Below are 20,913 nucleotides of genomic sequence, written 5' to 3' on the forward strand. Positions count from 1 at the left end.
GTGGTTAGATGCTTACATTATAACGGATTCCGTCCTTCGAGAACATGGGAACATGAAGTCATCCTCCTTTGGAAACCATAATCTTGTGAAGCAAGCTTCCAACACCCCAAACGGATATCATCAACTTCCGTGGAACAAAGAAACTCCATTTATGAAAAAATACACGCCATTCATACCCACGCTTAACAAATCTCCTGTATACTGTCGTATGTAAGCCTCTTGTCTACACTATGAATCTTTAGCCCTTACAAGCATATATTGCAGCCCGATTGGACTTTGGGCTGACTGCTTACAAAATTATAATGTGAGGTGTTCTGTTCACAATGATTACTCGTTCGATGGATTGGCTTCAGCAACATGACCACCTTATCTTCCGCTGGTTAAACCGCAAGATTAGCAACAAAACGGTGGATTCGATGCTCGCGCTGGTCACCCATATGGGGGGTGCTCTCTTTACCATTGTGCTGACACTTTCGATAGCGTTTTTTGCACCTGAGCCGTGGAATACGATGGGGTGGCAGAGCTTTATTGCGCTTTCCCTCAGCTTCCTGATTACGGCCCTCATCAAAAGGAAGATGCGGCGCATCAGGCCTTATCTGGCACTTGAAAAGGTGCGGTTTGAAAAAAAACCGATGAAGGATCACTCGTTTCCTTCCGGGCACTCGACGGCGATCTTTTCCATTATTACGCCATTTCTGTTCATAACGCCGTGGCTGTCATTGCTCCTGATCCTGCTGGCCCTTACGGTCAGCCTGTCACGTATTTATCTCGGCTTTCACTATCCTTCGGATTGTTTGGCCGGCTGTTTCGTAGGAACGACCTCGGCGCTGCTTATCGTGCTCAGTTAAAAAACAGGCATCTCCCTCATGGCTTTACGGCTATGGATGGAATGCCTGTTTTTTTGTGCTTCCCTCCCTTGTTTTTCCTACCCTCTATCCTGGCTGCTTCATAGGAATATTCGCATCTTTCCCATACGTATACATATAATTTTGCAGAAATATGAAAAAAGATTGAACCATTCCGTCTGGTTAATCGTACTAATAGTACATTCTTAATAAGGAGGTATTTATTCATTTGAAGAAAAAACTATCACGGATGCTGGTTACCCTACTCGCCGTCACGATGATCCTTCCGGCTGGGGTAATGGCAGCAGATAACAGCCAAGCAACCTCTGGAGGAAGCCTTGAGAAAACCGCCGCAGAGAAAGCCAAGCTGCTCACCGGGACGTATGGAACGACAAGCGTTCAATATGCCCTTATCGACAACGGAGTGATTACCGTGTCCGGGCAAGAGGGCGTCAATGATATCGAAGGAAAGAAACCGCTGACTAAGGATACAATGTATGGCATCGGCTCCACGAGTAAAGTGTTCACTGCCGCTGCGGTAATGAAATTGGTGGATGAGGGGAAAATCAACCTGGATACGCCTCTGGTTCAGTACATACCCGAATTCACGATGAAAGACGAACGTTACAAAAAAATCACGCCGCGCATGCTGCTTAACCATTCCTCTGGACTGCAAGGCTCAAGCTTGAATAATGCATTTTTGTTCGAGGATAATGACCCTCATGCACATGACACGCTGCTGAAGCAGCTGTCCACCCAAAACCTGAAAGCGGACCCGGGTGCGTTCTCCGTTTATTGTAATGATGGATTCACGCTAGCTGAGATACTGGTAGAGAAAGTGAGCGGCAAGGATTTTACCGCCTTCATTCATCAATATTTTACCGAGCCGTTAGACTTGGACCACACGAAGACATCCCAAGATACGTTGGATTTAAGCCAAATGGCGGGTCTGTATTTTCCTACTCACCAAGGACAGCTTCCTAACGAGACGGTCAATGTGATCGGCACCGGCGGCATCTATTCTACCGCTGAAGACTTGGTGCAGTTCGCGCAGATCTTCACCGGAGAAGCCGAAGGCATTCTTTCCGACAAATCCGTTAAAGCCATGGAGCAGGAAGAATATAAAAAGGGTCTGTGGCCCGAAGATGCCGATAACTCGTTCGATTACGGACTTGGCTGGGACAGCGTAAGACTGTTCCCGTTTAACCAATATGACATGAAAGCCGTAACCAAAGGTGGAGACACCATCCTGTATCACGCTTCGCTCGTTGTTCTTCCGGAGCAGAATATGGCTGCCGCTGTATTATCTTCCGGCGGTTCCAGCTCAACCAACCAAATGTTGGCCAACGACATTCTGCTGCAATCGCTCAAGGAGAAAGGCACCATCAAGGAATTGAAGCCGGAAAAATCATTCGGCAAACCGGTCAAGGCCGACATGCCTAGCGACATCGCGAAATATGCCGGTTACTATGGCGTGACGAATCAGCAGATGAAAGTCGACATCAAGGACGGCGAACTGTCCGTTACCGTACCGATGATGCCGGATTACCCTGCCGAGAAATATGTATACACTGCGGACGGAACCTTTGTCAGTGCGGATGGCAGCACGAAGGTCAGCTTCGTCAAAGAAAAGAATGACCGCCTCTACTTATGGGTAAGGCAATATGTAACGATTCCTGGACTTGGGCAAATGGCTTTATCGCAATATTCCGCCGAGAAAATGGAAGCGAACCCGTTATCCAAGGAGACCGCTGCCGCTTGGGCCAAGCGGGAAGGCGAAACGTTCTATCCATTGAACGAGAAATTCACATCCCTGATGTACTTCATTACGAAACCGACGGTTGAGATTAACAGCAAAAGCGGTCTGGAAGGTTATATGATCGACAAAAAGATCATTGACCAGGATACCGCAGTAAGCCAGCATCAGGTTCCGGCTATCGGCAGCCGGGATACGGCCGAATTCCGCTTTTATAAGGAAAAGGGCGTGGAATATCTCGAAGGGGCAGGCTCCTTGTTTGTGAGCGGTAAGAACGTGAAGCCGCTTTATAAAGGAAAAAAATCAACCGTCACCCTGCAAGCCGATGGATATGCCAAATGGTACACCGTCCCTAAACAAGCTGAAGGCAAAACCATGACCGTCACCCTGCCGGCACAAGGCGCATTCGCCGTGTATGACGAAAAAGGTGCGGTTGTGAACTACAGCATCGTCAGCGGCAGTAACGAAGTGAAGCTCCCAGCCAATGGAGCTGTTGTATTCGCCGGCGCTCCAGGCTCGGCATTCGGGATCACCCTGCAGCCTTAAAGAAGGTGGGCAGCCTAGGAACATGTTCTCTATTAAGCCAAGATAACTTATAAAGGAAAGGCACCTCAACCAAAAAGCTAATGCCCATGGTTGAGGCGCCTTTTTTGCGTTAACCGGTCTTCGCTAGCTACAATGTCAAGGTCCGATTACGCCCCCGTCGACCTGCGGGCTGCAATCGATCGACAGCTGTGTTCCCGGGCCCAGACGAACCGCATAAAAAAGGGGCCCTAGCGTTGATGGCTGGATGGAGGATCCCTGCCCCGACATGGAACATTCCCCTACCCAAGGCGGCAGGGAAACGAGGATATTCGTCTCCCGCTCAGCCTCAAGCTTGGCGTGGAACATACCGGCATCCCGGTCCCATTCCACGGTGATCCGACCGGTATGGAATCTCCAGCCTGAGAGCCGGCCACTGCGCCAGCGCTCCGGCAGCGCCGGCAGGAGCTTCACCCTATCCGGCGATATCACCTGCAGCAGCATCTCTTGTACGGCATTCACCCAACCCATGTTTGCATCGAGCTGTATCGGCGCTGCCGGCATATCCATGCATATCCCCATCCCCCTCCAATCGTTATGGAGGGTAAACAGATTCGGCAGCAGGCATGATTGCGCCAGCGTATCCAGACACTCCAGTGCGCTGTCGCCTTCCCCCAACCGTGCGTAGATGGAGGCCATATGAGCCAGCGACCAACCGCTTTGGGCGCCGAGCCGGCGCAGACGTACCGCCTTCTCGAAGGCGACATACAGCTCCGGCGCTGATTCGCGGGTCACTTCATCACCCGGGAACAACGGATAGATATGCGAGAGATGACGGTGATCGTATCGATCCTTAAAGTTGGGATCCAGCCATTCCGCGAGCGCTCCGTCCTCGTTCGTCCGGTAAGGGGGGATGCGTTCCAGCATTCGCTTCCAATGCTCCTCCCTATCCTTCGAACCTGGGCCACCAACGAGCCGATTCGCTTCGATGAGATGGGTAAGCAGCTCCTTCATAATCGCAATATCCATCGTTGCATTGACGGTTGTCGGCATCGGGTGAGCCAGCTGCCTTCCGTCCTCCGGCATAAAATTAAGCGGCGTGTTCTCCGGTGAAACCGAAGGATACAGACGGTAGGCGCCGTCTTCACCAACGACTGCGAAATCCTCGTAGAATTGAAGAGCTTCGCGCATGAACGGCAGCGCTTCCTCCCGCAAAAACCGGATATCGCCCGTATACAAAAAATGCTCGTAATAATGCCGGACGAGCCACCCGGCTGCTCCCGTCCAGTTTAGAATGACGGGTACGATTTGATTCGGCGTTCCGATCCCCGGCGTGGTCCCAGCCGGGATGTAGATTCCACGACATCCGTACAGCTTGCGGGCATTGCCGCGGAAGTCGTCCATTAAGCTGCCGTAGTAGCGGAACAGAGGGGGCACTAATTCTCCCAAGGCTCCAACATGCGCGTGCCAATACATCATTTGAATATTCTCATTTGCCATATGGTGGCACCAGACAAGCCGGTAGTCTCCGCCCCACAAGCCGTACAGTCCGAACGGCCCCGATTCGGCTGCCGTCCCGCTAATAAACAAATACCTTCCATAAGCCCACATTTTACGGACAAGCGATACGGGCGCCTCGCCCTCGTAAGCCTCCAGCAGCAGCTCCTCGCTCGAACGCACGTCCCTGCTGGCAGTGTTCAGCTCCAGGGATGCGGAATGGAACAAAGGACCATGGAGCTCGGCATGGCGCTTGAGCAACAGATCATACTCACACGTTTCAGGGAAGGTTTTGAGTTCACGCTCAAGCTGCTCCCATTCTTGTTCACGCTTGCCGCGAATAAATACTTTCACCAGTACAAGCACCCGCCGGGCCTTAGTAAAATTCAACATCGTTCCTTCCTTAGTTGACTGCAAGCTTCCGCCTTCACAAATAAGCCGCAGCACGGCACCGAAATCTGTACCGTCATCATTGCGGCCGGCGTACCGGATATACGCGCCTTTCGCCGAAGTGACCACAGATTCGGCCAACTCCTTGAATTCCGGTGTATCTCCCCATCGATCGCTTGGGTAGAGCGTCAGTCCAATCTCTCCCGAAATACAGTGACACGCCCCGGCTTGATCCTTGATAAGCTTGTCGATCCATTTCCCGTCTCCAGGGTGTACTTCTTCGTTGCCACATTCTTCGGAGCCAATCTCATAGACGACAGCCCCATCTGCACGGGATACAAACAACCGCCTTACGTACCGGTTCGGGCCGTCCGTCCAGCCTACCGAAACTTCGCCGGTCTCCATATTGAGGGATCTTCGGTAACGACGGAATGCCCGTGTGCTGGGCATGAACAGCTTAATCGCCGCGAGCGGAAAGCGGGAGGCCAGCCTCGTCCCGTATCCCCGCTCCCTTAAAGCGTTCGCCAAGTTCCAGCTGGCCTCCATATAGTGTCCTTCATCCATCAGGCTGCGCGTTTCGGCGAGCGTCATGCTCACGTCCGGCAGAGGATCTTTTCGACCCCAATGCCACAACCCCTCGTGATTCAGCAGTACCGTCTCTTCCTGCACGCCCCCGAATACCGAGGCCCCGACAATCCCATTGCCTGAGGGCAGCGCCTCACGCCACATATTACGCCACCAAGATGCGGGATACCTCATGGTTAACAGGTTCTCTTGACTCATCCCCGATGCCCGCCTTTGCCCCCCGCCTGCAGCCTCTCCATTTCGATGCTGGCCAGCAGAAGCGGAGCGACGCCCATGAGCGAATCACTGACAACCTTTTCACTCAAATAATAATCGTATGATCCGTCGCGGTATTTGCGCCCGCCCAATCCGGCGCCGTGGCAGATGCCGTGAAGGTGCAGCCCTTCGCCGTCGACGGTGATAAAATGTTTCTGGATGCCGTCATAGGCGCGTTCGACTACCCCGATGTCGATCTCGGCCAAATAATGAAGCCGAATGCCTTTGGCCAAGGCATAGGTCAACATGCAGGAGCCCGAAGCTTCCACATAATTACCCTGCCGGCCATTGCAGTCCATCACCTGATACCACAGCCCGCTGTCTTGATCCTGAACGCGTACGAGCGCATTGGCCATCCTTTCGAAAATGCCCATCAGCTGCCCGCGCTGTGGATGCCTCACTGGGAAAAACTCCAGCGCGTCCACGAGCGCCATCGCATACCAGCCCATGGCCCGCCCCCATACATGGCGCGAGCGGCCCGTTTCCTTGTCGCACCAGCGCTGCTCCCGGCTCTCATCATAAGCATGATGCAGTAGGCCCGTCTGCGGATTTCGAGTACGCCGCTCGATGAGCAGCAGCTGGCGGGCAGCTTCGTCGAACCATGCCGGCTCATCAAACGTTTCTGCATATTCTGCCATAAACGGTGACGACATATAGAGGCCGTCCAGCCACATCTGAAACGGATAGATCTTCTTATGCCAAAATCCGCCTTCGTCGGTCCGCGGCTGTCCAACCAACTGAGATGCCAACAGTTCGGCAGCCCGGCGATATTTCTCCTCACCTGTCGTGCGCCACAAGGGCAGCAGATTCTTGCCTTTATTGATATGATCGAGATTATATTCCTCCAGTGTGTAGCCGGCTATTGCCCCGTCTTCCTGAACGAAGACGTCCATATGACGCTTGACCACTTCATTGTAGCGCTCCTCACCCGTCCACTCGGCCAGGCGGCCCAGTCCGCTCAAAGCCATGCCGGCCACGTAGCCCCATTTGTTGGCTATATTCGGATGGTATCCGTCCACGCAAGCGGACAAGATCGTCTCTGCAACCTGGACCGGTATTCGTTCCAGCACCGTTGCTTCAGCCACGGTTGACCACTCCCCTCTCCTTCGCTTTAAACCGACAGCAGCGGCAGCGAATCGAAATCTTCCGGCATGCCGACCAGATACAGATTGCCGTAACCATTTTTATCGCTTGTAAACAAGAGTCGTTTACCGCCCGGATCAAAGCGCGGATGCGCGTGCACCTTCTGGGAATGAAAACTGCATCGAAGCTCGCACAACATTCGCGGCCCTTGGTAGACTCCTTTGGCGTCTTTACGCCATACGCATAGGGTTTTGACCGGCCCCTTGCCATCAACAACGGCCTGACCGTAGCCGTCTGCATACGCATGCCACGTATCAAACCCGAAGTCCGTCTCTTCCATGGCCGTATTGTCATACCGGATGCTACCGAAGAAATTAGTCCCATCCATTCGGAAACCATGGTAACCGATGGTCATACCGTCAGGATAAAAAAATTCATGGCCGACCTTTTCTCCGGGTTCAAGGCGTTGGCGGATTCTCCAGGCCTCTCCGCTCCGCAGGTCCAGCCCCCATATCCGGTGATCGACCAAATGCCAGGGTCCTTCGTGGCAGAAGGTAATCAACCATGGTTCGACGGGTGACGCATTAATATGGGTTATAAAACGATAGGCTTCATATAGGGTTTCCGGCTGCGTCTGCCCTTCCGAGTCGATCCGCACGATCCGGCTGTGGGGAGCGGCCTCCATCAACTCCCTATGGCCGACATAGCCGTTGCCTAGATCCAGCGGCATACGATGGGACAAATCCTCCTGTATGCAGGTGACAACTGAGCGTCCATCCGCAGGACAGCTCAGATTGCCGATGTTGTACCCCTCCGGGGCTTCGTAGATCAGTTCTTCCTCCAATGTTGCCAGATCGAGGCGGCGTACGCTCCGATCCGTTTTGACAAAGGCGGCCCGGCCATCCGGTAACAGACAGGCATCCACAGCATCATTGTCCGGGTAATCCGTCAGCTGAAGCATCTCACCGCTGTTAACATCCATGCTGTACAAGTTTGAGCTGTTGTTCCTGTCCGATACGAACAACAGCCGCTTCCCGCCGTCATACCATCCGCTTTCCGTAAAGTACAGATGATGACTGTGAGCTTTGTAATCGGTCAGCTGCACCACTTCGACTCCGGTCAACCGGTCGCGGTATAATTTACGTTCCGGCCTCCACACCGTTCCCTTGGCCATATTCAGCCCTCCAGTCCGTAAGTTGTATAAGCCCGAAGCTATAGCCACGGCTTCAGCCCCTCCCACTGCACCGTCCAGCCGCTTGCCGGAAATCCCGGGCAGTTCGGGTCCTCCTCGCCTTCCCAGCCGCAGGCCATCATGGCGACCGCCGTAAGCAGTCCGCCGTTACCCGGCAAATAAGCGGATAGGCCTGGGCGCTGATAGTTATGCCCGTTTGGCAAATACGTGTTTTTCATTTCGTCCATCAACAGAAAATCGACAGCCAGATCACGTTCGCCGAGCCGAGCAGCGGTCATGGCGCATACCGGAAAATCCCATCCCCAGGCCGTCTCCCATTTCCAAGCATCCTTAACCTTCCACAGTGTACGCCGCATGGTTTCGCGGTCGATCAGCTTGCCGGGAAGCACGCCTAACGCGCACAGCATGGACGGATGGTCATGATTCTTCTCCGTAAACGTGTCCGGCGCAAACTCATGCGCCAGGTAAACGCCGTCGAGTCGGGGCGGTGCCGCTAGATTGCTCGCCACCTTGGCCCAACGCGGATTCGGCTGAATTCCCAACCGATCAGCCCACTTTATAGCGATATCAAGGCCGTATTTCCAATACTCCAGCTCGTAAGGCGGGTTCGCGCTTGCATTCATCGGATGGCATTCTTGAGCCGGAATAAGCGGCGGTCCAAGATCGAAAGCGCCTGTTGCCTCATTCCAGTGAACATAGGAAACCATAAAGTCAGCCGATTCAAAGACGATGTCACGGAACCGGCGCAGCGTTTCTTGTGCTGAGTCGGCCTTATAGCACAGCTCCGCCATGGCGATCGGATGCGGCTGCTGCCAGATCAAGCCCGGAGCGACCGGCGACGGGCACGGGATGCCGTCAAAACCGACCATTTTCGGCCAGCGCGCTCCCTCGTATCCCTGGGATAGCGCCAGTTCGCGGGCGACCGGCAGTATGCCGTTGTACCAGTCCAAACTTCTCCGCAGGATGGAAGCCCGGCCCCACAGCGCGAAATGGGCGACATGCCACCAATGCATCTCCAAATGCGATTTGCCAAACCAGCTGTTATACATAAGACCGGTCTCCTGGGGCGGCATCGAGCCCCCGCTATGAACGGCACATAACCATTGCGACAAAACGACGCGTCGTTCCAGCTCAAAGGCTCGCGGATCGGAGCTGCCCGCGAAGCTGACTGCACCGCCGCTCTGCCAAAAGGACGCCCAGTGCCTGGCGCTGGCCGAAACGATGGCCTCAAAGTCGGCCGCACCGGGCGACCCGGCGGCAAAGCCAACGGAAAACGCCAGCTCCTCCGGAGATTGGTCAGGGGATTCGCCAGGAAACAGCGTAAATTCATGGGATTCCGTCTGCTCCAACCGGCCAGAGCTCCAATGCCAGCGGACCGCATAACGTTCTTCGTCCAACGTCCGTTCAATCCAGGCCGTTCCTTCCTCCTGCCGGACGAGAACGGTATCATGTCGTTGATCGTTTTCCCAATCGGGAAACACCGATTTCGACCAAGCCGAATGCGTCATATCCGGCGCGGGGAACCGGATGAATACCTGAAGCCGCCCTTCCCGGATGAGGGGCGAGACAACCCTCACGCCCAAAATATCAGCATCCGGGTGGCACGCCGTCGTAACTTCGACCGGAACGCCGCCAATTTCGAACTTGCTCGATAGAATGCCCGTCCACAGATCGAGCTTTTGACGGAATTGGCCTGCAGCGCCGTAACCGAGCTCTTCTCCCGCTTCGTCCAGAAATCGGAACGACAGCCGGCCTAGGTGAAGACGGTGGGGATTTTGCCGCAGCCATTGGTAAGCTTCCGGCTTATCCCCCGGCTTCATCGGATAGCCGACCTGCCGGCCGTGGGTCTCGAACATCTGCAACGCTGCATCCTTCGCGGAGAACCTTTCGCGCCCCCCCGTAAAATGCCAGCCCCAGTTGGACTGGGTGCCAAGCGGCACCTCATATTGTTCAGGAAATGTCTGCAGCCCGGTAATATCGGCGGTAAACGCAAATTCCCCGTTGCCTACCGACAGTGGCGAAAGCGGATCTAGCCTGTCGAATTCAGGATGATGCCGCCTAACAATCTGCTCTCTCTCCATCTCCATAGCTCCTCCCTTCCCGGCCCTTCATTCAAACAAGGCGTCTATCCGGGTTCTCATCATATCCCGGTATTTGCCCGGGGTAATATCCTTGAATTTGCGGAAGCTGCGAATGAAGCTGTTTTCGTGCTGGTAGCCGACCATTTGGGCGATATCGGATATTTTGCGGTCGGTTTTGACCAGCAGCTCGCTAGCCCGCTCCATCCGCAGCCGGGTTAAGTAGTTATAGATCGTTTCGTTTGTTTCCTGTTTAAACAATTGGCTGGCCAAGCTGCTGCTGATGCCGGTCGATTCCGCAATTTCCGGAATGCCGATCGGATCGCCGAGGTGCTGCTCCATGAATTCGATCATCCGCTGGCACATCAAAAAATCCTTGCTGCCGATTAAACGGCGGTAGCGGTCAGCCAAGGCCGATATCAGGCCGGAAAGCTCCGCCTCGATATCTTCGATGTACAGCGTGCCCAGCCGACCGGCCGGATCCCCCTCGGAACCATCGTCGCCGGGGCATATCCCTTTGAGACGTTCCAGCAGCGCCTGAAGCAAGGCAAGCGCCTCCGAAGGATACCAGTAATGGCTGCGGATATCGCCAATAATGCGCCCAAGCAGCTCTATAGCCCGCTCCCCATCACCGGTCTCCACAGCAGTCATCAACTCCCGTACGCCATCTTCCTGCGGCTGCATATCCGTCACTTCATGACTGGATACATCCTGAAACGGCACGAGCAGACCATACCCTTTATATAAACGGTAAGTTAACGCATTTTCCGCTTCCAGCATGGCCTGCTTTAACCGGCAAACCTCACTCTGCGGCATGCTCACGCCGGCGGATACACTGAATTTCAGCAAACGGGACACCGTTTCGATCGCCTCCACTAGCGGTGGCCGAGTGTCGCCCCTCCGCGGCTGCAGCAGGATAGCCATCCGGTCCGCCCCAAAATCGGCGCAGGCCACCCTCCATTCGGGCTCGTGCATCTCTGCCATGATATTGGCGAGCGCAAACTTCAGCAGCGAGTGGTCACTGGCCGGAAATCTGCGCGACCACGAATCGTAGCGGTCGATCGACAGCACCGCTACCGTGACGGGTGCATCCGTCCATTCCGCGAAATACCGTCTCCACTTCTCACCAATTTCGCGTCTGCCGCTCATATGACCCGAGTGAATGTCATACAGAAACTTGGAAGCCGCATCGGATATCGTCTCGCGGATCAACTGAGACAGATGCGCATGATTGCTGAGCAGTTCGCCGGCCAGCTTTTCCAGATCGATGCGATCCGGGCTGGTCGCTTTCCCGTCGTAGGCACTGAACAGCTGCTTAAGCCTGCGCACCGGCCGGAAGGCCGCAGAGTTTACGTATAGAATGGTCAGCAAGCCAAGCGCAAGTGCCGCCACCGATACATACAGCACCGTGTCCCGCACCTTTTTGGACTGGGCAAGCAAGCTGTCCTGGGAGACGATGGAGACGTATTTCCATCCGGTCAGCGGCGATTCGATCTGGTTGACCAGCAGCTTCCGCCCCTCATGGAAAAAATCGCCGAAGCGGTCCTCCTTCAGCTCGTGCAGCGCCTGCCTCACGGCTTCCGGTTTGAATTCCGAGTTCGAAACCGAATAAAGAATGTTGTTATGCTGGTCCACGATGTACCGCATGCTGTCGAGCTGCGACAGCGCCGGCGGGTTTAGTTTTGCGAACAGTTCCGCATCCCTCAAGTTAACCGCTACGACACCTCGTAATCGGCCCTGGATCATGATTTTGCGGAACAGCGTCAGCTCCGACCCTTTATTGCCCGCTCCCTCCGGGACATGCCTTTTTCGGATGATCATCATGTCTTCCCCGAATTCGTCAGCGATACTGGTCCATTCGGAATCCACGAAGGTAAGCCTGCTAGAGCTATACCCCTGCGGAAGCGAAATAAAGCTTCCCCGCTCGACATCGTATACGTATATGCTGTTAATGTATTTCGAATTGCTGATCCAGGTGGATAGCAGCCGGTACAATGTCGATATATTGGCCACCGAGTTCTGATTCTCGCTCGTCAGAAAATCATAGATATAGTCATTCACCGCCACCTGGACCGCAATCTTGTCGCTCTCCCGGATTAAATCGTCAATATATTTCATACTGATCTGCAGCATTTGGTGCTGCGGCTCGCTGAGCTCTTCCTGAAGCACCGATTTGGAGGTGTAATATGAGGTCAGGCTGACGGCCAAAATGATCATAAAAACGGAAACGGTCAAAATGAGCACCAGCCGCGCTTGCGTATGGGCCAGCGTGTATTTTAGCCACTTGCCGATCGATTGGAACATATCAACCCCCGCTTTACTACCAGAATGGTTCCATTATAGCTCACGATCCGCTCCTGCCGTCACGTAAAATTAAGCGTTTACAATATGGTTTGACCGCATGAATTCAAGAAGCTCGACCCCGGCCAACAGCACGATGCCGATTCCGTGCGTATCATTCAAGTTCCACGATAAGTCGTGCTTGTAATAAGCATGGGAGGTTGACCAGCTGCTGCCCTTGCACACACCGTACACATTTCCACTGCGGTCGATGGCCCTGCTGGCTAAACCGTCCCACCCCGCAATGGCGGATTGAAAGTACGGATCCGGATTCTCCAGCCAGCCATGGCGTACCCCCCGCGCCAAACCAAAAATAAACATCGCGGTACAGGAGGCTTCCTCATAGGATTCAGGGTCCGTCAGCACTTGGTGCCATAACCCATGCACTCCCTGCACGCGGAGGTATCCCTCCGCCAGACTGCGATAAAAAAGAAGCAATTCCACATAGTCGGGATGGCCGACCGGAAGCACGGCAAGCAGCTCTGACAGTGAGAAAAACACCCATCCGTTGCCCCTTCCCCATACCGTCCGGGAAGGCTGCCCACGACGTACATCGTATACATGGGACATTAACTGCAGGTCCGGCATGTAAAGGTATGACTTATACAGCAAAAGCTGGCGTGCCGCTTCGTCCAGATAGCGGGAATTGCCGGACAGCTCGGCGTATCGGCACAGGAACGGTACGCTCATGTACATGTCGTCGCACCACATCGTAAGATGCATGCTTGGGGAAACGCCGACCTCGCGATAAAGCGCCCCGTCCGCAAGGCGTGATTGTGTATCCATGATGTACCGGGCGATATCGTCCGCTGCCTTGCGTACCCCTTTCAAAGAACGAATTCGGTCTGCAAGAATGGCTAGCGCGCCGAATGATCCGCAATCGTCCAGACTGTCAATGTCGGACAGCTGGTTGTTCAGCCCTGCCGCACCGAATTCCGCGCGGTCCCACAAGGAATATTCGTAATGGCCCGCGGTAAACTCGACGTGGCGGAGCACATACTCCTGGATGTCCAGGCGATTAAGCAGCCTGCCGGTCTCCAGCAAGCCGTACATCGTGACGCCGAGCGGATAATTCCAGCGGCCGAAAAGCTCATTCTCCAAAAACGGCCTCACGCACGCTCCCGGCTCGCTCCCTGTCCAGAACAGTCTCTCTCCGCCGTCAACAGCGACCGTGTCCAGACCAAAATAGTCGGACAGCTCAAAATCGGCTTCTACGCGGAACGGACCCAGATAAAGCCACTCGCCGGTCAGGCCATGCACCCTTCGCGGAGCGGTCAGCATCCCTTCAGGCGAAGTTTCACCGATCTCAAACCCCCAGCCCGCTGCGCCGCATTCGCAGCGTGCGGTAAGCTCCCCGCGGCCCGGAGGCACATCGATGACGATACTGAACGTGCCTGCCTCGCGATTGGTGTAAACCTCCCTGCCGTTCCATTCAAACCGGACCGGGCCATAGGACGTTCCGGACAAAGTCACCTTCTTGACGGTCAAGGTCCGGTTGACAACGGCAGTCCATGCGTAAGCGGCATTCCCCGGCTTCCGCCCGTACATTCTCCACATCGGGCCGTGATCTGCTTCCCCACCGTGCTTTGCAAGCACGGGCAGCCACTGTGCCCCCGTCCATGATTCGCGTTCCATTGAATCGGGGATGCGGGCAAGCGCCCGGTCCAGCGGCACCGTCACAATCCATCCTTCCTCACCTTCCCGCTCCATGGAAGGAGCCAGAAAGTGAAACGGCTTGTTCTTGCGGTTGCTTGTGCCAAATACCGCTCTGCAGCCGCTTGGGCCCCGGCGGAATTCCAGAACGAAGTGATTCCACCCCTTGGTAAGCTGAATCCCCAGCTTCAGGGGCAATCCGTCCGCTGTGGCTTCTTCCCCTGGCGCCGAACCGAACCGCTTCCGGCCGTTGTGGTACAGCCGAACATGCCCCGTCCATTCCATCAGAAAGGGAAAGCTCTGCGGCTGGGCAGCCCACAGCTTCGTCCAGGCGTAGACCACCTGGCCATCCGTCATTTCGGGGAACATATCCGCGATGGGGAGCTGATAGCAGTGGTCGGCCCGCTTGCGGATCGGACTCTTCCGCGTCACCCGGTAAACCGGGGCATGAGGCGGATGGTCACCGACATAACGCTGGGCAATGACCGTAAGCGCATGCTCGATGTTACTGCCCTCTGTTTGGGAAGCGAGGCTTTCCGCCGGGTCAAAATATCCTTTATCGTTCAATAGGCTCACTCTCCTTCCACCCGCCCAGAACATCCGCTATCGCCACTGGACGATGTCCCTTCACGGAACGCCACACGGCTTCCCCCGCTGCCACAGAATAGGCGCCATCCACAGCCCCGGACAAAATCGGGAACGGCCTTTCCCGGTTTTCACCAAGAAACAGGTCATTCAGCAGCAGCGGGTCGCCTCCCCCGTGGCCGCCTTCCCGATGAACGACATGGATGGTTTCCTTGGAGCCGAACAACGGGAAGTAGTCGATCGTCTGGACCGGCGTCGGAAAAGGGGTTCTGGAGGGAGCATGGTATTCCATCGTCTCCAGTCGGCCTTTCGTACCGTTGATCGCCAGGCGATACCCTTCATACGGCAGCGAAAAGTTGACGGAATAACTGAGCAGTGCTCCTCCGTCGTACTTGACGGTGGCAGCATACGTGTCCTCGATGTCGATCTCATCATCAAAAATACACCGGTCCGGGCGGTAGCCTGTATAAGGGAATTCCGGCCCCCTGCTCTCCAGCAGATCGAGATGATCATCCGGCACACGACTTGCGTTCCAGCGTGAGTAATAGGCGCAGCGGCTGGCTGAGAGGCAGGTTCCGCAATGACGACCGGCTTCTTTGCCCGGATTAAGCTCCCCTTCGGCGCCGTAATAATGGAGGGCCCCGTAGGCGAAGGCCTCGACTGGCTTTTGCCCGATCCACCAGTTCACAAGGTCGAAATGATGCGTGCTTTTGTGGATGGAGAGACCTCCTGACATTTCGCGCCGACGGTTCCACCGTTTGAAATAGCTGGAGCCATGATACGTGTCCAGATACCAATTGAGATCGACGGAAGTAATCCGACCGAGCTTGCCCTCCCACACCATCTCTTTGATTTTGGTGTGAATCGGGGCGTAGCGGTAATTAAACGTGACCGTCACCGAGCCTTTGCTCACCCGCTCCGCATCCAGCACCCGCCGGGCGTCCTCACCCGTCGTGACCATCGGTTTTTCCGTGATGACATCCAAATCCCTTTCCAGGGCGGCAACAATATAACGCGCATGCGTATCGTCGCGCCCCGCCACGATGACCACATCCGGCTTAGTCTCGTCGATCATCTTCCCGAACTCTTCTTCACCGTAAGTTGCAACGGCGGTATGCTCCGGAAAACGGGAGCGATAAAGTTCGAAGCGGGCCGGATCACAATCCAGCATGGCCACCAGGTCGCAACGCCGGGCATGGGTCGTCAGAATCGGCTTGGCGAACATGCCGAGCGCCCGACCGCTTACACCACATATGGCATATTTCTTTTTCACTGTATGATCACATCCTTGAGTACCATTCCTCTACCCTCTTTGTCACTTCGTCTCCCCCTGCCTTATACCAGCGGTCGACGAATTCTTCGAATTTCTCCAGCGGCCATTCGCCGATGACAATCTTGGTTACATACTCCTGAAAAAGCTTATGCGATTGGATATCCGGGAAGCCTTCATACACAGTACTCGGAAGTCCGTCTCCCGCGATCCGCTTCGCATCCGCGGTACTCACCTCGAATATATCCTTTACCATCTGCTGCATATCTTCCGGGATCGTCTCCTGAATCCGTATGTCCATGTCCTCCTCTGTCGTCAGGTTGCGCATGCCGAGCGCCAACGGACGGCTATCCTCGGCTGGAAGCAGCACTTTTTTGCCGTCGACAACTTCATGCTGCTGTCCTTCGATGCCAAAGCGGATAAATTCGTCATTCGACCGATCATAGAAGAAATCGAGCAGCTTCAAGGCTGCGGGGGCTTTATCCTGAGCCTTTGACGGAATGATCCATTCCGGTTCGCCCATGCTCTTCTGTGTGACAAAGCCCTCATACCCTTCGGCCTTTGGAAGCGGCATGCCAACGATATAAGCATCCGGCGCTTTTTGCTGCATGGCTGTAAACCGATCACGCAGGTTGGCGGGAAGATGGTACCAGCTGCCAACCAAATTGTTATTGATTTTCGCCGTCCATACATCGCCTTTGTTCAGAAACGTCTCATTGTCAAGCAGCTTCTCGTCATATAACTCACGGGCAAATGCAATGGCGGCCTTCATATTGTCCGTTACCCCGGCATACTGGATTTTACCGTCGTAGATGTCCCATTCGGGATTCCCCTCCCACATCGCGACACCGAACATGGCAAACAAATGATCCATCCATTTGCCGAATTCCCGGCCCGTTGTGGGCAATTCGTCCTTCAGACCGTTGCCGTTCGGGTCTTTGTCAAGAAAGGCTCGCAGCACCTCCTTGTACTCCTCTGTTGTCTTCGGCATGGACATGCCTACCTTGTCAAGCCAATCCTGACGGATGAGCGGTGCTCTTTCCGGAACCAGGAACACTTTAGGCACATAATAGATTTTGCCGTCCGGTGAAGCGGATCGCACGACATCCCATGCCTCCTGGGGGATATTCTTCCAAACATTCGGGGCATACTGGGGCAGCAAATCGTCCAGTGCCAGCGCACCTCCTTGGCGGATTAGGGTCTGCTCGATCCCGCCGATCGGGCGAAGAATATCCGGCAAGTCGTCGGATGCAATCATCAGATTCAGATATTCAGTCGGCTCCGAGCCCGGCGGGGTCGTTACCAGCTGATATTCCACGCCGATCCGTTCCGCCACATATTGGACATGCGGATGATCTGCACCCGGAATCGTGCCGACACCCATGTGGCTTTTGAATACCTTTACCTGTGTCAGTTCTTGATTTCCCTCCCCACTCTGGCCCGCTTGCGATTCGCCGTCGCCCTTGCCGCCGCAGCCAAACAGCATCGCTGCCGCAAGTGTCGCCGTGAGCGCCGGTTTCCATGCCCCTTTCTGGAAAAACCTTTTCGACATGAGTAAATCCTCCCCTTTTTTCGGATTGGTAATTATATCAAACCGGCCGCAAGGCCGATTTCATATCGCATGCCTCGCTTTGCTTTATTCCTTTAACGAACCCAGCATGGACCCTTTGACAAAGTATTTTTGCAGATACGGGTATACCAGAATGATCGGAATGGTAGCAAACAGGATTGTTGCCGCTTTCAATGTTGTTGTGTTGAAATCGTAATCCCCGAGAAACAGATTGACCGCAGCCAGCTCCTCGGGAGACTGGAGGTATGCTCTCAGCTTCATTTGAAGCGGCCATTTCTCCGGATCCCTTATAAACAGCACGGCACGGGAGAAGGTGTTCCAATATCCAACCGCGTAAAACAGGCTGACCGTCGCCATGACCGGTTTGGACAAAGGCAAATACATGCGGAACAATATGCCGAACTCGCTGCATCCGTCGATTCGAGCCGAATCATCCAGCTCACTGGGAATGCCCATGAAAAAGGTCCGGATAATGATCATGTTGAACGTGCCAACCAGGCCGGGAATAATGAGCGCCCACAGGGAGTTCATCATGCCAAGCTCGCGAACGGTCAAAAAAAACGGAATCATCGGCGCATTGAAAATCATCGTTAACACAATGCCGAACATGACCTGTTTGCGGATCAGAAATTCCCTTCGTGAGAGCGGGTATGCCGTCATGACCGAAAACAGCATGCTGAGCAGTGTCCCGGCGATCGTAATATATACGGTAATCCCAAAAGATGTCCACAAGCCTTTATTTTTTAATACATGCTCCCAAGATGCGGTTGTAAACTCCACGGGCAGCAGGAATACTTCCTTCGAATCGGCAGCTAGCGGGGAGCTGAGCGATACGGCAAGCAGTTGAAGAAGCGGGAACAGCATCGTCACCGCAGCAGCGAACAGAAACACATAATTCAGCGTCTGAAACATTTTTTCTCCGAATGTCGCTTTCATCACCACAACCCCTGATCCGTTTTTCTGGCCAATCGGTTAAAAATCCACAGCAGTATAAACCCAATGACAGACTGGAACAGCCCGATGGCCGTCGTCATGCTGTATTGCCCCTGAAGCACACCCGCACGATAAACATACGTCTCGATGATATCCCCAACCGAGTACGTCATCGGTGTCAGTAAATTGTAAATCTGATCGAAGCCGAGCTCCAGGAAGTTACCGATTTGCAGCAGGAACAGCACCAGAATCGTCGGAAACATGGTGGGCAGCGTAATAAAGATCGTTTGTTTCCACCGGCTTGCTCCATCCATGACGGCTGCTTCATATAAATTCGGATTGATGCCGGCGATGGCAGCCAAATAAATAATCGTGCCCCAGCCAACTTCCTTCCAGATCGAGGACAGGACGACAATCCCTCGGAAATACCGCTCCTCTTGCATGAACAGAATGGGTTCATAACCGAACCAGTCCCGCACCGCATTTACAACTCCTTGGTTGGACAACAGCTCGAAAACGATCCCGCCGACAACGACCCATGATAAAAAGTGCGGGAGATAGAACATGCTTTGCACAACCCGCTTCGCCAGCATGATACGGATTTCATTGAACAGCAGAGCCAGCACGATTGGGGCCGGAAAACCAAAAACAAGCTGATAGAAAGCGATCACCGCCGTATTGCGCAGCACGTTGTAGAAATCCTGATATGAAAAAATAAACCCAAAGTTGTCCAGGCCCACCCACGGACTGCCAAGGATGCCTTTGAAAATCTGATAGTCCTGAAATGCGATGACACTGCCCGCCAGCGGTACATATTTAAACACAATATAATAGAGAATTCCGGGAATGATCATGAGATACAGCATCCAATGCTTGCGGATGTTGGCTATGTACCGGTTGCGGGATGGCCCTGGGTGCCGGGCGGTTATCAAATTCTCGCGCTTTATTTCGGGCGACTGGACTGCCATCGTATTCGTACCTCCTTTTCGTCGATATGGTCGATGTAACGCCAATATTAACGGCTTACGGTATATCGGCACAATCGTTCAATCCGACACGCAATGAGCAGATCGCCGATTCTTCCCACAACTACGCGTACCGTGCACCCGTGTATGGACTTGAAGTCGAACTTGGAAATAAGGGAGGAGCAAGCAAACGGAGGGAGGGTAAAAAGGATTTGTTGATGGGATGGAGGATGGGTTTGGTTTCATCCGGAAAGAAAAAACCAGCAACCTGCAGCGATAGTGAAGGTGGCTGGTTCTTATTCAGATGGTGTTATGAAAAACATATTAATTAGTGTTAAGTCGACCATGACCGCAAGTAAGCTATAGATGAATTTCCTCATGCTGCTCTCTCCTGTTTCCAATATCATTATCATTGCAACTAGTCTAACATTCAGGGCTCAAACGTGATCCAATTCCACAAAACGATTTGTTCATGAAATGCCACATTGCAAATCGTTTGTTTCGTTATACAGCCGACCGACCGTCTATTGTCCCTCCGTCGATTCAGCGAGATTTTCGAGGGTGGACTTCAAGCCTTCATCGTGATCTTCCTTCCGTACGCCTTCGGGCACATTCTCACACACGATCGTGACTTGGGTGCCTTTCGCAAGCGGCTCCAATGCCCATGTCATCTTCATAAACCCCGCATAATTGGGATCCCCAGACTCAAATTTGATCAGCTGCACAACCTTCTCATCGTGAACAAACTCCAGAAACTTTCCTTCAATGACGTCCGTATTGTCCGAAGACTTACCGGGGGCCGCGTGATCGGTATCGTTATAGGCGAGGATCATTCGATAAGTCCCACCCTCGCGGGCATCAAACGTGTCGACATGGCCTGTCATCCCTTTTGGCGGAAGCCACGAAGCCAGCGCCTCCGGATTCAAGAATGCCTGATAAATCGTAGGCGCTGACGCCATAATAACTCTTGATGCCGTGTCGGTTCTCTTCTTGCTTGAAGCATTCGTCATGATGTAACCCTCCTTAATAAATCTGAATCTATCTTAAGTTTACATCATAGAATCGCCGAGGATTTCTTCTCAAATGCTCAGGAAGCAACCCCGATAGCCGAAGGCTTAGATAGGGGACGCTTCCTTTTTTCTTCACAGCCGCGAGGTGAAACCTCGGCTGCCAGCTCGCTAGGGCTGGCCCTCGAGCGTCCCCGCAGGGGAGCATTTAGAGGGCCGCGCCCATGCAAAAAAGCAAGCCGACCCCGATAGCCAAAGGCTTAGGTAGGGGAGGCTTGCTTTTTCAACCACAGCCGAGGGGCAGTGCCAACCCGGCTCATACTCCCGGCCCCCGAGCATGCCCGTCAGGGCAGCTCACGCGAGGGGGCCTCCAACAAGTGCGAAAAA

13 protein-coding genes are annotated in these 20,913 nt (G+C 54.1%); 2 read left to right on the forward strand and 11 right to left on the reverse strand.

Annotated elements, in window-relative coordinates; all coding sequences use genetic code 11:
* Positions 1–323: 323 nt before the first annotated feature.
* Positions 324–848, forward strand: a complete 525-nt coding sequence (locus DP091_RS27325; RefSeq protein WP_113061232.1) for a phosphatase PAP2 family protein — start codon at positions 324–326, stop codon at positions 846–848.
* Between the two features lie 226 nt (positions 849–1,074).
* Positions 1,075–3,147, forward strand: a complete 2,073-nt coding sequence (locus DP091_RS27330) for a serine hydrolase domain-containing protein (RefSeq protein WP_113061233.1) — start codon at positions 1,075–1,077, stop codon at positions 3,145–3,147.
* Between the two features lie 135 nt (positions 3,148–3,282).
* Here DP091_RS27330 and DP091_RS27335 read toward each other — a convergent pair whose 3' ends face one another.
* From DP091_RS27335 to DP091_RS27385, 11 genes are all read right to left on the reverse strand, one after another.
* Entirely contained in the window at positions 3,283–5,793 is a 2,511-nt protein-coding gene (locus DP091_RS27335) for a glycosyl hydrolase family 95 catalytic domain-containing protein (RefSeq protein WP_113061234.1), read from the reverse strand.
* Entirely contained in the window at positions 5,790–6,935 is a 1,146-nt protein-coding gene (locus tag DP091_RS27340; RefSeq protein ID WP_113061235.1) for a glycoside hydrolase family 88/105 protein, read from the reverse strand. Before DP091_RS27340 ends, DP091_RS27335 begins: the two co-directional genes overlap by 4 nt.
* 26 nt (positions 6,936–6,961) lie before the next feature.
* Complete coding sequence (locus tag DP091_RS27345) at positions 6,962–8,107, reverse strand: oligogalacturonate lyase family protein (protein ID WP_113061236.1); 1,146 nt, start codon at positions 8,105–8,107, stop codon at positions 6,962–6,964.
* A 38-nt stretch (positions 8,108–8,145) separates the two neighbouring features.
* Complete coding sequence (locus DP091_RS27350; protein ID WP_113061237.1) at positions 8,146–10,212, reverse strand: glycoside hydrolase family 65; 2,067 nt, start codon at positions 10,210–10,212, stop codon at positions 8,146–8,148.
* 21 nt (positions 10,213–10,233) lie between these two features.
* Positions 10,234–12,507 (reverse strand): AraC family transcriptional regulator, encoded by a 2,274-nt coding sequence (locus tag DP091_RS27355; protein ID WP_113061238.1) that lies wholly within the window; start codon positions 12,505–12,507, stop codon positions 10,234–10,236.
* 69 nt (positions 12,508–12,576) lie between these two features.
* Entirely contained in the window at positions 12,577–14,772 is a 2,196-nt protein-coding gene (locus DP091_RS27360) for a glycoside hydrolase family 88/105 protein (protein WP_373456955.1), read from the reverse strand.
* Positions 14,753–16,054 carry a Gfo/Idh/MocA family protein gene (locus DP091_RS27365; RefSeq protein ID WP_113061240.1) on the reverse strand — a complete coding sequence of 434 codons (1,302 nt, stop codon included), beginning with the start codon at positions 16,052–16,054 and terminating at the stop codon, positions 14,753–14,755. Before DP091_RS27365 ends, DP091_RS27360 begins: the two co-directional genes overlap by 20 nt.
* A 7-nt stretch (positions 16,055–16,061) precedes the next feature.
* The gene (locus DP091_RS27370; protein ID WP_113061241.1) at positions 16,062–17,603 is read right to left on the reverse strand and encodes an extracellular solute-binding protein; all 1,542 of its coding nucleotides are present in this window, start codon (positions 17,601–17,603) and stop codon (positions 16,062–16,064) included.
* A gap of 84 nt (positions 17,604–17,687) precedes the next feature.
* Positions 17,688–18,557 (reverse strand): carbohydrate ABC transporter permease, encoded by an 870-nt coding sequence (locus DP091_RS27375; protein ID WP_113061242.1) that lies wholly within the window; start codon positions 18,555–18,557, stop codon positions 17,688–17,690.
* Complete coding sequence (locus tag DP091_RS27380; protein ID WP_113061243.1) at positions 18,557–19,522, reverse strand: ABC transporter permease; 966 nt, start codon at positions 19,520–19,522, stop codon at positions 18,557–18,559. Before DP091_RS27380 ends, DP091_RS27375 begins: the two co-directional genes overlap by 1 nt.
* 521 nt (positions 19,523–20,043) lie before the next feature.
* A complete protein-coding gene (locus DP091_RS27385; RefSeq protein WP_113061244.1) occupies positions 20,044–20,529 on the reverse strand; it encodes an SRPBCC domain-containing protein in 486 nt (161 codons plus the stop codon).
* Between the last annotated feature and the right edge of the window lie 384 nt (positions 20,530–20,913).

Origin of the sequence: Paenibacillus sp. MDMC362 (assembly GCF_003269305.1) — a bacterium.
Taxonomy (GTDB): Bacteria; Bacillota; Bacilli; order Paenibacillales; family Paenibacillaceae; genus Paenibacillus_AQ.

What these genes read in the sequence shown, in the direction of transcription:
- DP091_RS27350 (WP_113061237.1), bottom strand. Translation starts at nt 10,212, where the DNA reads ATGGAGATGGAGAGAGAGCAGATTGTTAGGCGGCATCATCCTGAATTC.
- DP091_RS27375 (WP_113061242.1), bottom strand. Translation starts at nt 18,557, where the DNA reads ATGAAAGCGACATTCGGAGAAAAAATGTTTCAGACGCTGAATTATGTG.
- DP091_RS27345 (WP_113061236.1), bottom strand. Translation starts at nt 8,107, where the DNA reads ATGGCCAAGGGAACGGTGTGGAGGCCGGAACGTAAATTATACCGCGAC.
- DP091_RS27325 (WP_113061232.1), top strand. Translation starts at nt 324, where the DNA reads ATGATTACTCGTTCGATGGATTGGCTTCAGCAACATGACCACCTTATC.
- DP091_RS27335 (WP_113061234.1), bottom strand. Translation starts at nt 5,793, where the DNA reads ATGAGTCAAGAGAACCTGTTAACCATGAGGTATCCCGCATCTTGGTGG.
- DP091_RS27385 (WP_113061244.1), bottom strand. Translation starts at nt 20,529, where the DNA reads ATGACGAATGCTTCAAGCAAGAAGAGAACCGACACGGCATCAAGAGTT.
- DP091_RS27370 (WP_113061241.1), bottom strand. Translation starts at nt 17,603, where the DNA reads ATGTCGAAAAGGTTTTTCCAGAAAGGGGCATGGAAACCGGCGCTCACG.
- DP091_RS27380 (WP_113061243.1), bottom strand. Translation starts at nt 19,522, where the DNA reads ATGGCAGTCCAGTCGCCCGAAATAAAGCGCGAGAATTTGATAACCGCC.
- DP091_RS27355 (WP_113061238.1), bottom strand. Translation starts at nt 12,507, where the DNA reads ATGTTCCAATCGATCGGCAAGTGGCTAAAATACACGCTGGCCCATACG.